This is a genomic window from Clostridium sp. AF23-6LB (assembly GCF_003461085.1).
GTDB classification, from domain to species: Bacteria; Bacillota; Clostridia; order Lachnospirales; family Lachnospiraceae; genus Coprococcus; species Coprococcus ammoniilyticus.
In genome coordinates, this window is record NZ_QTWK01000002.1 from 178874 (window position 1) to 192947 (window position 14074).

The 14074-nt window shown below is 41.8% G+C and carries 18 protein-coding genes; 1 reads left to right on the forward strand and 17 read right to left on the reverse strand.

Annotated features, from left to right (window positions below; all coding sequences use genetic code 11):
* Positions 1-156 precede the first annotated feature (156 nt).
* The gene (locus tag DWY07_RS05300; protein ID WP_117822417.1) at positions 157-744 is read left to right on the forward strand and encodes a GNAT family N-acetyltransferase; all 588 of its coding nucleotides are present in this window, start codon (positions 157-159) and stop codon (positions 742-744) included.
* Here the strand turns inward: DWY07_RS05300 and DWY07_RS05305 are convergent.
* From DWY07_RS05305 to DWY07_RS05395, 17 genes are all read right to left on the reverse strand, one after another.
* On the reverse strand, positions 731-1285 hold the full coding sequence (locus DWY07_RS05305) for a thiamine phosphate synthase (RefSeq protein WP_242997309.1): 555 nt from the start codon (positions 1283-1285) through the stop codon (positions 731-733). The two genes, DWY07_RS05300 and DWY07_RS05305, sit on opposite strands and share 14 nt — an antisense overlap.
* Positions 1286-1304: 19 nt before the next feature.
* Positions 1305-2564, reverse strand: coding sequence for a 2-iminoacetate synthase ThiH (gene thiH / locus DWY07_RS05310; RefSeq protein ID WP_117822419.1), 1260 nt, complete (start codon positions 2562-2564; stop codon positions 1305-1307).
* A gap of 13 nt (positions 2565-2577) precedes the next feature.
* The gene (locus DWY07_RS05315; RefSeq protein ID WP_117822420.1) at positions 2578-3342 is read right to left on the reverse strand and encodes a thiazole synthase; all 765 of its coding nucleotides are present in this window, start codon (positions 3340-3342) and stop codon (positions 2578-2580) included.
* An 11-nt stretch (positions 3343-3353) separates the two neighbouring features.
* Positions 3354-4007 carry a sulfur carrier protein ThiS adenylyltransferase ThiF gene (thiF, locus tag DWY07_RS05320; protein WP_117822421.1) on the reverse strand — a complete coding sequence of 218 codons (654 nt, stop codon included), beginning with the start codon at positions 4005-4007 and terminating at the stop codon, positions 3354-3356.
* Positions 4008-4010: 3 nt separating this feature from the next.
* A complete protein-coding gene (gene thiS, locus DWY07_RS05325) occupies positions 4011-4205 on the reverse strand; it encodes a sulfur carrier protein ThiS (RefSeq protein ID WP_118482982.1) in 195 nt (64 codons plus the stop codon).
* Positions 4206-4583: 378 nt separating this feature from the next.
* Positions 4584-5183 (reverse strand): YitT family protein, encoded by a 600-nt coding sequence (locus DWY07_RS05335; RefSeq protein ID WP_021944233.1) that lies wholly within the window; start codon positions 5181-5183, stop codon positions 4584-4586.
* 280 nt (positions 5184-5463) lie between these two features.
* The gene (locus DWY07_RS05345) at positions 5464-6831 is read right to left on the reverse strand and encodes an MATE family efflux transporter (protein ID WP_117822425.1); all 1368 of its coding nucleotides are present in this window, start codon (positions 6829-6831) and stop codon (positions 5464-5466) included.
* A gap of 233 nt (positions 6832-7064) precedes the next feature.
* On the reverse strand, positions 7065-7706 hold the full coding sequence (locus tag DWY07_RS05350; protein WP_021944235.1) for a helix-turn-helix transcriptional regulator: 642 nt from the start codon (positions 7704-7706) through the stop codon (positions 7065-7067).
* On the reverse strand, positions 7681-8361 hold the full coding sequence (locus DWY07_RS05355; protein ID WP_021944236.1) for a DUF3990 domain-containing protein: 681 nt from the start codon (positions 8359-8361) through the stop codon (positions 7681-7683). The genes DWY07_RS05350 and DWY07_RS05355 overlap by 26 nt, the downstream gene beginning before the upstream one ends.
* Positions 8362-8506: 145 nt before the next feature.
* Positions 8507-8908, reverse strand: coding sequence for an HI0074 family nucleotidyltransferase substrate-binding subunit (locus DWY07_RS05360; RefSeq protein ID WP_021944237.1), 402 nt, complete (start codon positions 8906-8908; stop codon positions 8507-8509).
* On the reverse strand, positions 8892-9161 hold the full coding sequence (locus DWY07_RS05365) for a nucleotidyltransferase domain-containing protein (RefSeq protein WP_173783762.1): 270 nt from the start codon (positions 9159-9161) through the stop codon (positions 8892-8894). Before DWY07_RS05365 ends, DWY07_RS05360 begins: the two co-directional genes overlap by 17 nt.
* Before the next feature lie 72 nt (positions 9162-9233).
* Positions 9234-10190, reverse strand: a complete 957-nt coding sequence (locus DWY07_RS05370) for a hypothetical protein (protein ID WP_021944239.1) — start codon at positions 10188-10190, stop codon at positions 9234-9236.
* A 251-nt stretch (positions 10191-10441) separates the two neighbouring features.
* A complete protein-coding gene (locus DWY07_RS05375) occupies positions 10442-10711 on the reverse strand; it encodes a DUF6796 family protein (protein ID WP_117822426.1) in 270 nt (89 codons plus the stop codon).
* Between the two features lie 112 nt (positions 10712-10823).
* Complete coding sequence (locus DWY07_RS05380; RefSeq protein WP_021944240.1) at positions 10824-11624, reverse strand: MBL fold metallo-hydrolase; 801 nt, start codon at positions 11622-11624, stop codon at positions 10824-10826.
* Positions 11625-11630: 6 nt separating this feature from the next.
* Positions 11631-12278, reverse strand: a complete 648-nt coding sequence (locus DWY07_RS05385; RefSeq protein WP_117822427.1) for an esterase — start codon at positions 12276-12278, stop codon at positions 11631-11633.
* Between the two features lie 113 nt (positions 12279-12391).
* Positions 12392-13537 carry a hypothetical protein gene (locus DWY07_RS05390; protein ID WP_117822428.1) on the reverse strand — a complete coding sequence of 382 codons (1146 nt, stop codon included), beginning with the start codon at positions 13535-13537 and terminating at the stop codon, positions 12392-12394.
* A gap of 130 nt (positions 13538-13667) precedes the next feature.
* Positions 13668-14030, reverse strand: coding sequence for a VOC family protein (locus DWY07_RS05395; RefSeq protein ID WP_021944243.1), 363 nt, complete (start codon positions 14028-14030; stop codon positions 13668-13670).
* Positions 14031-14074: the final 44 nt, after the last annotated feature.

A 14074-nucleotide genomic window follows, 5' to 3' on the forward strand; every position in this document is an offset into this window, starting at 1 on the left:
TTATTAATATAATATTATGTGTTTGCAGAGATATTATTTTTTAGAATACATTAAACGAACGATATGTGAAGTAAAAAACAGCAAACTTTCAGATTATGGAAAATCATGCTGACTTTTCAAACATATTGAATAAAAATTGGGGAGGTATAAAAAGATATGATAAAGATTGAAAACCGGTCACCAGAAGACATAGCAAAATACGGAAGACGGATCGGGGAAGCATTTGCCGCATCTCCCGGAATCGCCGAGACGATACCACATGATGACCTCATCAAATCTTTCGAGATCATTACTGAATTCTACTACCGGATGGGTACATTATATGCAACCTCCGAAAAATATGAAGGCTTCCTTGCATACTGGGATAAGAATACCAGACAGCCACTCGGGCCTGCCCTACATATGATCTGGAGAATGCTGTGCGAGATTCCATTTAAATCATTATTAAATATCGCAACCGGATCAAACGAGCAATATAAGAAATTATACCGCAAAGAAAAAGATTATATCGCCGTCTCAATGGTAGTCGTCTTACAGGCTTACCAGGGACAGGGCTTCATGAAGAAGGTTCTGGAGCTGCCATTTGCAGAAGCCGCCAAACGTGGCTGCCCCTGCATTCTTGACACCGACAACATCCAAAAGGTTGTCAAATACGAACATTGCGGCATGACGAAAACTGCCGAGAAGAAGATGGCACATGATATCACGCTGTATACCATGGCATATCTCCCTACATCCGCATAAATCCGGACATCATACAACCGCCTGCCGCACCGGCTTCCATCACCTGCGGCAGGCGTTCTTCATTGATACCACCGATCGCATATACCGGGACCGGACAATTCGCACAGATCTCACGAACAAATTCCAACCCTCTGCCCTTCAGCCCTTTCTTACATTCTGTCTCAAATATCGTTCCAAGCACGATCTGTGTCGCTCCGCTCTTAACTGCAAGCTCGACATCCTCCATGCTGTGACAGGACACACTGATCTCTTTAAAATTCGTTGTCAGTGCATCACGCCAGACATCTGACAAATCCTGCAACACAGGAATCGACAAATGAATATTCTCACAGCCAAGCCGTGCTGCAATCTCCATTCTGGAATGCAGAAAGACAGGTACGCCTGCCGTTCTGTATATTTCTAAAACCTTCGCTGCAAGCTTCTCATATTCTGTATCCGGCAGGTCTTTTTCCCGCAGGATCAATGCATGCGGATGCACCTGAGCGACCTTTTGAAGCTGTTCCAGAAAATCTCCGTTTACCAGCGCGCGATTGGTGATCACAATCGCGTGCTCATAACATTTACACATAGATATAATCGTTTAAGACCGGCTGCAAGCCGCCCTTCTCCATATCCTGATACATGGATGAAAAGGAACGATCATCGTTGATCTCGAACTGCTCATCTCCTACATCCGCATCTTCCTTACCTTCGTATTTCTCCTCATGATCACCGATTCCGGTCGATACTCCGGCAGAAACCTTTGTTGCACAGATCTTTGCGATTCCGTTTCGGAATGTTGCGCTCTCACGGCTCGATACCGTGATTCCGACAAACGGCAGGAACATCCGATATGCACAAAGCACCTGACAAAGCTCCTTCTCTCCTACATCCCTTGGATTGATCTTCTCATTATTCACGATCGGACGCAGGCGCGGACAACTCAATGATAATTCTGCATGTGGATATTTGCGATTGATATAATAGACATGAAGTGCCGTTGCCAGTGCATCCTTTCTGAAATCATCCAGTCCCAGAAGTGCTGAAAATCCGGCTCCACGCATGCCGCCCATCAGCGCACGCTCCTGTGCATCAAAACGATATGGCCAGACGCGCTTGTGTCCCATCAGATGTAAGGTCTCGTATTTGTCCGTGTTGTATGTCTCCTGAAAAACAGTCACATAATCAACACCACATTCATGCAGATATTTGTATTCATCCACATTTACCGGGTAGATCTCGATTCCGATATTCTTAAAATATTTTCTTGCGATCTTCACCGCTTCCCCGATATATGTAACATCCGAATATGCCCGGCTCTCGCCTGTCAGGATCAGAATTTCTTCCATGCCGGTATGCGCAATAACCTGCATCTCATGCTCGATCTCCTCCATCGTCAGCTTCTTCCGGCGAATGTTGTTATAACAGTTGAAACCACAGTAAATGCAGTAGTTCTGGCAATAGTTTGCAATATAAAGCGGTGTGAAGATATAGACCGTATTTCCAAAATGATTCTTCGTGATCTCCTCTGCTTTCCTTGCCATCTGTTCCAGATACGGTGCTGCTGCCGGTGACAGCAATGCCTTAAAGTCCTCGATCGTACAGCTCTCATGTGACAGTGCACGTTCTACATCTGCCGCAGTATAGGAATCATAGTCATATGCATCCATAGCCGCAAGTACTTTGTCCTTGATATCCGAATCGATCACCTGCATGCCTTCCATATATTCCATATGATTTGTCCGGAACGATGCATCCTGTTCCAGACGATGCTTACGCGCTAGCGCTTCCTGTGGAAGCTTGTCACTGTCAACAAAATATACTTGATTTTCTTCGTTCATTTCCGACTGCCTCCTAACGCAAGAAACCTGTCAAAGGATCGGAAGCACTTCCGCCTCTTGCAAGGACACGACCCATTCCGGTCAGGTATGCTTTTCTTCCGGCTTCGATCGCAAGTTTAAATGCTGCTGCCATCTCCGGTATATCACCTGCTGTCGCAATGGCTGTATTTGCCATGATCGCAGCCGCACCCATTTCCATCGCTTCACATGCCTGAGATGGTTTTCCGATGCCGGCATCCACGATGATCGGCAGGTCGATCTCATCGATCAATACCTGGATCATAGCCTTTGTCGCAAGCCCCTTATTACTTCCAATCGGAGCTGCAAGCGGCATAACAGCAGCCGCACCTGCATTCTGAAGATCCCTTGCTACATTTAAATCCGGATTCATATATGGCAGTACCACGAAGCCTTCCTTTGCAAGGATCTCGGTTGCTTTCACAGTCTCATAATTATCCGGAAAAAGGTATTTTGCATCACGCATGATCTCTACCTTTACAAAATTACCACAGCCCATTGCCCGGCTAAGTCTTGCGATGCGGACAGCCTCTTCGGCATTTCTTGCACCGGAAGTATTCGGAAGCAGGGTAACTCCTTCCGGAATATAGTCCAGAATATTCTCACTTTCCTGTGTATTTGCACGTCGTAATGCAAGGGTGATGATCTCTGCCCCTCCCTGTTCGACTGCTGCCTTGATCAGATTCAGGTTGTATTTGCCTGATCCTAAAATGAAACGGCTCTTGAATTCCTTGCCGCCTAAGATGAATTTATCTTCCATGTTGTCTCCTTTTAATTTTCCATAATCAGCTGTAATACTTTGTTTGCTTCATGAGCTGCGCAGGCAGCTACCCGCGGAGCGATGAGTCCTATACCGTCGCCGACATCAGTGCTCTGATCCCCGCACACATACAGGCGGCGCATCATCTGGCGCGTTTTTATCGCATTCGTATCTGCATACCCTGCCATGCCATTTCCTGATACAACAGTTGCATCCGGACACTGCATCAGTAGTTCACGCACCAGCATTGCCTTCTGATCCGGTTTGTCAAATGCTTCGCACACGATCGGATATCCACCGAATAATTCCTTTACATTGTCCGGGGTTACTTTCGTCTGCACTGTCTCATACGTCAGATATGGATTGATCTGATACAGGGTTTCGAGCAGGGCTTCCGTCTTCGGCTTCCTGAGCTGGGATATAAAGTACATCTGACGATTGAGATTCGTCACATCCACCACATCGAAATCCACCAGAAGCAAATGTCCGACGCCGCTTCTTGCAAGCATGACTGCAATATTTGACCCCAGTCCACCGATACCTGCAACAGCCACCTTCGCCGCACGTAACTTCACCTGCATTTCTTTCGGAAATCGTGCATCAAATGCACGATCCAGTTCTTCCTGTGAGATCAGCTCCTGCATTTTTTTCTGCATCTCTGTCATGTCTCAACCTCCGCCAACAAATCGTAATACTTCGATCACATCTTCATCCTGAATGATCGTATTGCCAAGTTCATCTTTTGGAATAATGTCGAGATTCCGTTCTACAACGACACGTTCCGGCTCAAATCCGGCTTCCTTCAAATATTCCAGAAGATTCTTACCGGCAATCTCTTTTTCTTCACCATTGATTTTTACCATGTATCTTCTCCTATCTTTCATAATTACACATTTTCTGCACTACAGGACATATGCCCTGTAACACAAAAAGGCACCGGATCATACAACCATAACGTATGATCCGGCGCCTGTTATCTTCCTTGTGAAAAGTGGTGCCCCCAGTTCACAAATATTCATATGAAATCATTTTACCTTATGCAGGGTGTTTGTGCAAGGACTTATTCATTTCACTATTGCAAACCGGAGTTTATTAAAGACGATTACCACTCATCTACTTCTATAAGTTTTTCCTGCAATGTCTCCTCAAGATCTGTAAAACCTGCAATACTTTCCAGGCAAGTTCAAAAGTCAGATTAACCTGAACGGTAACACCCATTCGATATATAGCATTGCTGTCTGCTAGATCAAAATCTGCTTTGCCTTGCCATTTGTAAATTGTATAACCGGTCCTGAAATTATAACTGTGATGATCGTACATGCTCCAAACTTTCCTCCCAAAAGCACGCCTGTCACGACCATTAAAATATCTAATATCATACGAACGATCTTAACCTGCCAGTTATTTTTCTCTGCCAATGCAAAGGTTACTGCTTCATAAGAACCTCTGCCAAGAGATGCAGATGCATACAAACCTGTTCCAACTGCAAATAAGATCACCCCTGCCAGCATAATGAAGAAATTTATCCACATATATTTGCTGTATATATGGCATTTTGCAAACAAATCCACACACCCACTGTACACAACCTGATACAAAAATGTTCCTATATGAATCTGCGACCTGTCATAAATAGCCGCAAATAAGATCATCACAACAGCTACAACAAACGAAGCCATTCCGATACTTATATGAAATGTTTCTGAAATACCCTGCCACAAAACTGCAAGTGTTGCGCCTCCAAATCCCGCATACAAGGCAAGTGTGATTCCATAAGCTGCAATAACAGAACCTACTATAATTATCACTATTTTTTTCAACCAATTCTTTGATGACATCATGTTCTTCCTCCATCTTCTGTAATTACATAAATAAAAAAGACTATAGAGCATACTGTTGTGTTCAGAAACAGCAAAATCTATAGTCTTCTTTAACGCCGAGACAAGCATTTATATTGTTCTATATATACTGCATTGTATTGTTTTTGTCAATCTTACAAAGCTGAAGGATTAGACTTTTCATTCACCTGTCCTGAGTTCCGCTCATCCATATTGCACAGACACGGAACAAATTCAAAACAGTTTTCCCTCTTACCGAGCTTACAGATACCACATTCATAGTTTAACCTAATTTTTCTACCTTGTTTCTCTGTATTTTCTTCAAAAATACATATCCCGCTAAGCATGAGACAAATTCTGTAATCGGGAACGCCCACCAGATCAACGGAACACCCATCTGGTCATTTCTTACAAAAACAGAAAAAATAGCTTCCAATGGCAATATGATCACAAGCTGTCTGAGAAGTGATATTATCAGCGACTCAAGACCGCCATTCAATGCCTGATAGATGCCCTGATATGCCACATTGATTCCGGCAAATACAAAACTGATCGAGATAATTCTCATTGCACCGATAAAATACGCTCTTGACTGACCTGCATTGAACAGCGAGGCAAAGGCATTTGGAAAAATCTCTGTGATGAGAACGCCCAGGATCATCAATGCTATGGTATAAATAAGACCATAGCGGATTCCATCTTTGATCCTTTTCTTGCTTCCCATGCCATATGCAAAAGCTATGATCGGTGTGATCGCATCTCTCAGTCCAAAGGCAAGGAACAATACAAACTGCTGCACCTTATAGAACAATCCATATGCCGTCTGGGCGGAAGGATTGAATTTTAAAATAAGATTCATCGCATAAACCATAATTGACATAAGTGCCTGTGCAATGATTGCAGGAAGACCAATGGAATAGATTTCTTTCATAGTTCTGGCACTCGGCTTCATATGTTTTATTCCATGTTCAAATTCCTTATTTAACTTCAGATGAAATACCAGAAGCAAACCGGCAGATACGATCTGTCCTATGACGGTAGCATATGCGGCTCCCGCTACTCCCATTTCCGGAACAGGTCCAATACCATAGATCATGATCGGGTCAAGAATAATATTTATAACAGCTCCCGCAACCTGACCGATTGTTGAATAAAGGGAACGTCCTGTTGCCTGTAATAATTTTTCAAATAATGAAAAGAAGATAATGCCAAAGGACAACACACAGCAGATCCGCAAATATGTTGTTCCCATCGAGATAACTTCCGGATCAACGGTCTGAGATGAGATGTAGGCTTTCACTCCAAAGATACCAAATAACAGACATACCACATAAATAATTCCACCAAGAAATAAGCTGTTGCCTGCGACTTTTGCTGCTTTTTTCATATCTCTCTGCCCAAGTGTCATGGCAAGAAGTGCATTTGTTCCTACACCTGTTCCGATTCCTACAGCCACCATAAGCATCTGAACCGGAAATACCAGTGTGAGTGCATTTAATGCCGCTTCACTCCCCACCTCCATATTGCCTACAAATGCACTGTCCACAATATTATAGACCGCCTGCAATGCCATCGATAAGATCATCGGTATTCCCATCTGAACCATCAGCTTATTTACCGGCGTCTCCCTCATCTTATTACTTTCTGCCATCTTAATTTAATCCTCCTTTTTCACACAAAAAAAAGTGTGTACTTATCTTATAAGTTGGACTTACGCTGATAAGCTACACACTTTCTAATGACAATATATAATTAAAAAAACGAGCAGCAAAACTGGATTTACGCATGTTTGCTACTCGTTCAAGACGTTATTATATTTCTCATTTTCGAAAAAGTCAAACGAAAAATTGGTCATACCCCATCACGGCTGCGACCTCTCGCGCCTTATATCTGTAATAAATCTTCTACCTTACATCCTAACACACGACTCATTTTTACAACGTCGATCGCCCGTGTATGGTTAATATCTCTCTGCCGCTGTTCAAATAACTGGATCTGTCTCAAAGGAACGCCGGACGCTTCTGCCAGTTCCTTTTGCGATAAACCGGAAATCTTCCGAATCCTCTTGAGATTCGTCTCCTTATAATACTGATCCCATAATTCATTCATAGTATCAACAAAATGTGTAATATCCATCTCATGATATACATCATACATTTGTACAATCCTATGAATAGGCACCGCTTCATTAATCTTCATAAACGGTCGGCAGGTGAACCACTGATAATATGCGAGTGCCCAGCCTGTCCAATACTCCGGCGATTTGTCCAGATACATTTCATCTTCAACAATGACAGGTTGGATTCCCGATTCTTCAACAACTTCTTTTACAATCTCACATCCTGTCTTTCCAGCTATATAGGTTGGATTTCCATTCTGAAACTGCACAGAAATATCCGACACCAGGAACATAGCAAAATACCTGTCTACATCCATATCACAGGTATTCACCGCAAAATCAAGCATATCTCCCATGATCCGCTGTGCCGTTATCAGATAATCATACGAATAAGCGCGCATCTCCATCTTTGATCTCCTCCCTCATGATATCCAATATATACAGATCATTCACATTTGCCTGATCCTGCTTTCTTGCCCTATATTCCTTTCTCGCTTCCTGCTCTCTCGCACGCTTTTTGACATAATACTTTACTGCATCCACATCTTCATAGCCGACAAATGTTATCTGCTCAAATGCGTTTTGACTCTTTAATACAATCTGTTCTCCCAATTTTCCAAAACGCATGGCTTCTGATAATTTCTGTAAAGAAATAACCCCTGCTACAAAATCCTGTGCAAATGAAAAATAAGAATCATCCGCTCTGTAACCAACTATCACATCATATTCTGAAATGTCCGGTAAAAAGTTCTCTTTTATATAATTCTTTGCCTGCTCTGCAATACTGCCATTTTGCCAGTATGTCCTATTATCTGCAAGTATTGCCAGCCAGTTAAGAATATTGTACTCAGGAGCATTTAGGTGCAATACTTTAAGCCCTGTCATATCCAGATCATATATATTGGCATATCCATTTTTCTGTTTTGCACATGCCCACTCTTTTGCAAGTTCTATATCTTCCGTACAATAAAATCCTTTTCCGTAATCATTATGGCGCGCCCCTTTTCCATACTCAGGCTTTTCTATTATATTTTCCGAACCATGATACAATCTAACAGACATCTATTTCATCTCCCTATATTAAATTTCTCCGTTTTCGACTGCATATATTGTATCTCTACAGCGATAGTTTTTCAAGATAATAAAAAATAAAGTGCCAGACAAATATAAATTTTATTTATTTCATCTGGCACTCTTTTTCTATATTTTACCCGATCAACTGCTTTACTACATTTTCAAAATCATAAAACAGATCAATGTATGTCTTTACAATTTTATCACAATGTGTTTTTACAATCTCACAATCATAATCATGCGCAAGCTCGTTTCTCACTTTCAGCATTTCCATCCAGTCATCATCCGAGATCAGATTTGCCTTATAAGCTTCCCTTAGTACCTCCCTTGGTGAACCTGTTACAAATCCTGTGATCGCATAATACTGCACTAATATATCTTTCATGACCTTCCATGCCAGATCAAATGTAATACTAAACTTTGCACTGGTTCCGCTTAACACAAAAGAATCCGAAAGATCTCTCTGCCTTGCCTCCGACAATGCATCCAGTGAATTGCAGAAAGATAAAAACCGTCTGTTAAATTTCTCGTCCATATTGCCTGATATCCTCCAATAATAACTGATTCCTACAGGTATCCATATTCACTAAATCCACACTGAAAAGTGTTGGCAATTCTTCCACTTTTTCAACAAGTGATTCAAAGTTATCCACACCCGAAACAGCAATATCAATATCGCTTCTTTCCATCGCTGTACCTTTTGCCCTTGAACCATATAATATTATTTCTTTTGCATGAAAACTTCTGCACAGCTTTGCAACTTCCTGCATAACTTCTTCTGCTCTCACGAATGTCACCTGCCTTGTCTTACCCATATAGCCTTATATTAACATTACAGGTTCTGATTCGCAATTACTTCGCTAAAAAAGATCCAGCATATTATCCAGATAGACAGCCTCCCGGACGTGCAGTTGATATTCCGGTTTTGTCATATAATAAAGCAAAAATTCCAGGACCAACGCACTGCCAAGACTCCGCCCCTCAATCTTAAAATGAGAAAATCCCATCGGCAGATATGTTTCTTTTATATCATTGATTCCGATAAATCCCGGATTTGTCATTGCCTTTGAAAAACGATAACCGCCCATGACATCCGAAGCCGTACACTCATGCTCCGGGCAGTCCTCTCCAAGATTCTTGCGACTGACCGTTTCATAACATTTGCGTCTGTCCTTACAGCCAAAGGAACAACATTCATTACACAGGAATTCCACTTTATCCCTCTGCGACTGTGTCAGTGTTTCCCATTTGTCCCATGCCTTATTCAATCGGAAATCCGGCACAACATAACGGAAATCTTCCCGATCTGTCTCCTTTACCAACTCCTCAAAATCTGTCAGAACCTTTGTAGTTGATGATACAAAATAAAAACCCGGATACTGCTTTTTTAGGTAATCTAACAATAGATCCGAATGGACGATCACCCCATTTTCTGCCTTTCCATTTTTCTCAAATAATCTGCAAAGCTCGTTACATCTCTTATCTGCCAGATGCTCCTCGCAAAGCAGCGAGTTACTGAAGGTCAGCCGGGCTGAGATTCCATACTCGTCCATTAATTCCCGAACATCCTCCGGATCACAATCACCATATCCAACACGTCCGCCACCCCACAGGCAGTCCGCCGGAGCACCATAGATCGAACCGATCTCGCACCAGTCATAGAAATATTCTCTGTGCTCACGGAACAATGGCAGAAAGATACGATACAGCTCATAGAATTCGAACAGTCCCGGCAAATGATAATATGCTGTTTTATCTGTATGAATACATGCGTTTTTCGGTGCTTTACTAAATGTAATTGTAAATGGCTTCTGCATATATTACCTCATTTTATACTTTTTTTATATTTTCCTTTATTTTATACTTTTTTACAAGATAATTTCTATAAAGTAAGAACGCCGATAGTTCCCGGCTCTCGAACGTAACCATTATATAAGAAAAAGCAACCCGGCAAACATGATCACCCCGATTACATTTGCTTTTGCCGGAAGTTTTGTTGGCAGGATCACGATTGCAAGCGGCAGCAGATTAAAAATACATGCCCATGCCGGAAGTGAAGTTTTTCCTGTCACAACAGCAATAAAAAATACTGCTGCATCCAGTCACAAAGAGCTATGTATCCGAATATCTCAAGCGTCATTGCACACACGCCCAACAACATCGCAACCGACAGATTCTTCAGTGGCATTCCATGAAAGGCTACCTTGGATTTTTCATAATCCTTAAAATTTGTCAGATCGACTTTTCCATTTGGAGCATATGTCAGAAATCCATCTGAAATCCCACACAATATATGCCCGATCAATGCCATCACCATAAATATTTTCCACTGTAACATAATATCTATTCTCCTTTATAAAAAAATTATGCCAATGCAGTTAGCCTCTGCTAACTATATTAGCATATTCTTCATCAACCATGCAAATGCTTTCGCCGTCCGGAGCACCATATTAAATTATAAACGTTTCCAAATCATCCGGGATCAGAAGATTCCCACTGAAATATTTTCTTCCTTCTTCATAATACAATTCTTTTCGATGTGAAAGATTCCGATCCTCTGTATGATACAGCAGCAGATTTTTCACATGCAATTCTTCTGCAAACTCACAGGCATTTTTCACTGTTGAATGATGCTTCTCGTATGGATGGAATATATCCGCCTGACCATCCAGACAAAATGCTTCGTGCAACAACCATGTACTGTTCTCTGCATACTTCTTTTCACATGGATTGTATGGTTCATCTCCGCAGCAGGTTAATCTCTCTCCATCTCCCAGTTCCATGCAGAAACCGAACTGTTTCGCTTTTGTGGATTGGATATCAAAAAATGTAACCCGTTTATTCAAAATTTCAACAGACTCTCCATTTTTAACTGCTATCAGATGCAGCCGTTTACCGATAAAATCTGTCTCTTTCTTTGGCAGAAGTTTTCTGGCCAGATCAAGCAGCAGATCAATGACTTCATCATGTGCATATATCACAGCTTCGCCTTCATATTCGCCCTGCTTCATATGCTGGCATATCATACGGATCATCCATATGATACCCGTAATGTGATCGATATGTTTATGTGTCACAAAAATAGTTCTAACCTCTTTCCAGTCAATTCCGGCATGCTTTAACTGATGCAGAATGGCACTTCCACCGCCACCATCCACCATAAAATATTCCTCATTTTCCTGCAACACAAAACAGGTGTTATAACATTCCGTAACAAGTGCACTTCCTGTTCCAAGCATCGTAACATTCATAAAGTATCACCTTCCTCTGATCGTTCCTTTTGTTCTTTCCATCACCCATGCAAATGCTTTCGCCGTCCGGATTCCCGGTTCTTTAAAATGATTTCCCTGATTCCATTCCAGTATACTGTCAATCTCCTGCTCCTGTAGCCATCCATACAATTCCCGGATACAATCGCCTACCGCAGCCATAACCTGATTCTTCGTTCTTTCTTCCCGATTGCCAAGACTCAGATAAACAGCAGGGCTTGCAATCCCATATTCTTTCACATACGAAAGAAATCCCGGAAACCAAACCGACGGGGATGCTGCCGCTATCCCGGCAAACCTGTCCGTCCGGCAGGATGCCCAAAGTGCAAACAGCCCCGCAAGGGAATATCCACCAAGATAATAAGTCTTACTTTCATCCTTACACAATTCCAATATCTGTGCCAGTAACGCCGACGCACCCTCGCCAAAGTCTTCATTTCCAAATACAGCAGGTGCTCTCCACGGAGACAGATCCTGATTCCATCTATCCACCTTAACTGCAATCATCCGAAATTCCAGAGAAATCCTCTTCATTATCTCTGAAACCTCATTTTCTATATCATGCACATCATGATCTCCCACTGGCTGGATCAATACAATATTTGCTTCTGGATCACCATATTTATATACAACCATTTTTGCTCTCCAAATTTAAGTATATTATTATAATATCTGAAACATCACCACTCCGCAAACACATAATATACTTCCCTTTCTCCTGAAATACCGGACAAAATAACGCTATCTGATCAAGGCACTTCGATTATATTGCTGACTCTGATATACGTTCCATTTATATATGCCTCAAGCCAGATCGATGTATCCGGATATGTATATTCTGCCGGCAGCTGCAATTCACCTTCTGCTGCTCTGTCCAAAAGAAGCGAACCATCCCGCTCAATATGCCAGCCCAGATTATCATATCCTTCGACCTCATCTCTTGTGATCACGCCATTTTCATAAGTCAGGGTAAATGCTTCAACAACCGGTGTTTCTGCAATTAACTGATATCTGTGTGAAAAATACCGGATACTTCCAAATCTTCCGTTTTCCTTTTTATACACAACCGTCGCATCGCAGTCTCTGAAATTAATACCGGCTTCCCTGCCAACGATCGAGCCGGTTTCAGGTCCGGGTGTTCCAACCATACCTGATACATTTACATTTATCCAGTCTTCAGAACCATAAATTTCTCCGCCTGCAATTCCTACATACGTTCCTCCGGACACATATGCCTTTTCAAAAGTGATATTCTTCATCTGCAAGGAATAAGAATATCCTACAAATCCGCAATGTCCACCGTATTTTGTATCTATATGCATATTTTTTATTATATGATTTTGTCCATCTATAATCCCCACAAATGTAGTGTGCTCAAGATATCTGTCTGGTCTGTACCATCCGCCCATCGGAACCCATTCCAGACCGTCAAGATCTATATCCGCCTCAAGGTAGAGTTCCACGGAATCATTATACCCTTTGACTGCATTGACATAATACACAACTCCAGCCAGTTGTTCCTTTGTTTCTACATGAAACACGGGAGCATTTTCTAATGCCCAGTCCGTGTCCGCAATCTCCATGATCGAGCCGGTATCCCCATAATTTTCCCAGTCTGTTTTTGTCGGATCATAGTCCTTGTTGTTATAGGTTTTCAAGTTACCTCGTCCGGCAGCATATTCCGGATCTGGATACGGATATGGATAATCTTCATAAGAACCGTCTTCCGAATTTACATATGGATATTCTTCATAAGTACTATCTTCTGAATTTACATACGAATCTTCTTCATAAGTACTGTCTTCCAGATCTGCATCTGTATAATTCTCATATATTGATCTTGGCATAAATATGCCGAAAAGCACTCCGAATATAATTATAAATATTTTCCACATAGTAATTTCCCCTTCCCCATTATATAAACCCTATCTTTTTGTTACTGCCGTATCAAGGACATATTTTTCTTTTATCTGCTTTAACATCTCCATATGCGGCATCTGCAAATGCTTCCTTGTCTGTTTCCGGTTACGTCAGCGTCCCAACCTCGATCAGATTTCCATCCAGATCATAGAAACGAACCACCTTCTGTCCCCAACTGTGAACCATAAGTGGATTTACATATTCAATCGATGGATATAACCGCTCCAGCTTTTCAACAAAAGCTTCGATATCCCGCTCCTCAAAATATAGCTCGGCGGAATTATTGTGGGATATCACATCTCTTTTTAGAAAATCTTTCCATATCCTCTCATCCTGCAATACAAGTCCTTCCGTCAGGATCAGATTTCCGTCATTATCTAATATTGGTTCGAGTCCAAACAGATCATGGTAAAATTGCTTTGACCGTTCAATATCTTTCACAACAATTAACACATTCCTCAGTCTCATTCCACACCTCCATATTTTTATCTGTTTTAAATGATTTCCGGTCT

Bases quoted from the DNA above. Each gene is read 5' to 3' on its own strand.
- DWY07_RS05375 (WP_117822426.1), bottom strand. From the start codon at position 10,711: ATGTTACAGTGGAAAATATTTATGGTGATGGCATTGATCGGGCATATA.
- DWY07_RS05390 (WP_117822428.1), bottom strand. From the start codon at position 13,537: ATGTGGAAAATATTTATAATTATATTCGGAGTGCTTTTCGGCATATTT.
- DWY07_RS05345 (WP_117822425.1), bottom strand. From the start codon at position 6,831: ATGGCAGAAAGTAATAAGATGAGGGAGACGCCGGTAAATAAGCTGATG.
- thiS (WP_118482982.1), bottom strand. From the start codon at position 4,205: ATGGTAAAAATCAATGGTGAAGAAAAAGAGATTGCCGGTAAGAATCTT.
- DWY07_RS05355 (WP_021944236.1), bottom strand. From the start codon at position 8,361: ATGTCTGTTAGATTGTATCATGGTTCGGAAAATATAATAGAAAAGCCT.
- DWY07_RS05315 (WP_117822420.1), bottom strand. From the start codon at position 3,342: ATGGAAGATAAATTCATCTTAGGCGGCAAGGAATTCAAGAGCCGTTTC.
- thiH (WP_117822419.1), bottom strand. From the start codon at position 2,564: ATGAACGAAGAAAATCAAGTATATTTTGTTGACAGTGACAAGCTTCCA.
- DWY07_RS05360 (WP_021944237.1), bottom strand. From the start codon at position 8,908: ATGGACGAGAAATTTAACAGACGGTTTTTATCTTTCTGCAATTCACTG.
- DWY07_RS05395 (WP_021944243.1), bottom strand. From the start codon at position 14,030: ATGAGACTGAGGAATGTGTTAATTGTTGTGAAAGATATTGAACGGTCA.
- DWY07_RS05335 (WP_021944233.1), bottom strand. From the start codon at position 5,183: ATGATGTCATCAAAGAATTGGTTGAAAAAAATAGTGATAATTATAGTA.
- DWY07_RS05385 (WP_117822427.1), bottom strand. From the start codon at position 12,278: ATGGTTGTATATAAATATGGTGATCCAGAAGCAAATATTGTATTGATC.
- DWY07_RS05300 (WP_117822417.1), top strand. From the start codon at position 157: ATGATAAAGATTGAAAACCGGTCACCAGAAGACATAGCAAAATACGGA.
- DWY07_RS05380 (WP_021944240.1), bottom strand. From the start codon at position 11,624: ATGAATGTTACGATGCTTGGAACAGGAAGTGCACTTGTTACGGAATGT.
- thiF (WP_117822421.1), bottom strand. From the start codon at position 4,007: ATGACAGAGATGCAGAAAAAAATGCAGGAGCTGATCTCACAGGAAGAA.
- DWY07_RS05370 (WP_021944239.1), bottom strand. From the start codon at position 10,190: ATGCAGAAGCCATTTACAATTACATTTAGTAAAGCACCGAAAAACGCA.
- DWY07_RS05350 (WP_021944235.1), bottom strand. From the start codon at position 7,706: ATGGAGATGCGCGCTTATTCGTATGATTATCTGATAACGGCACAGCGG.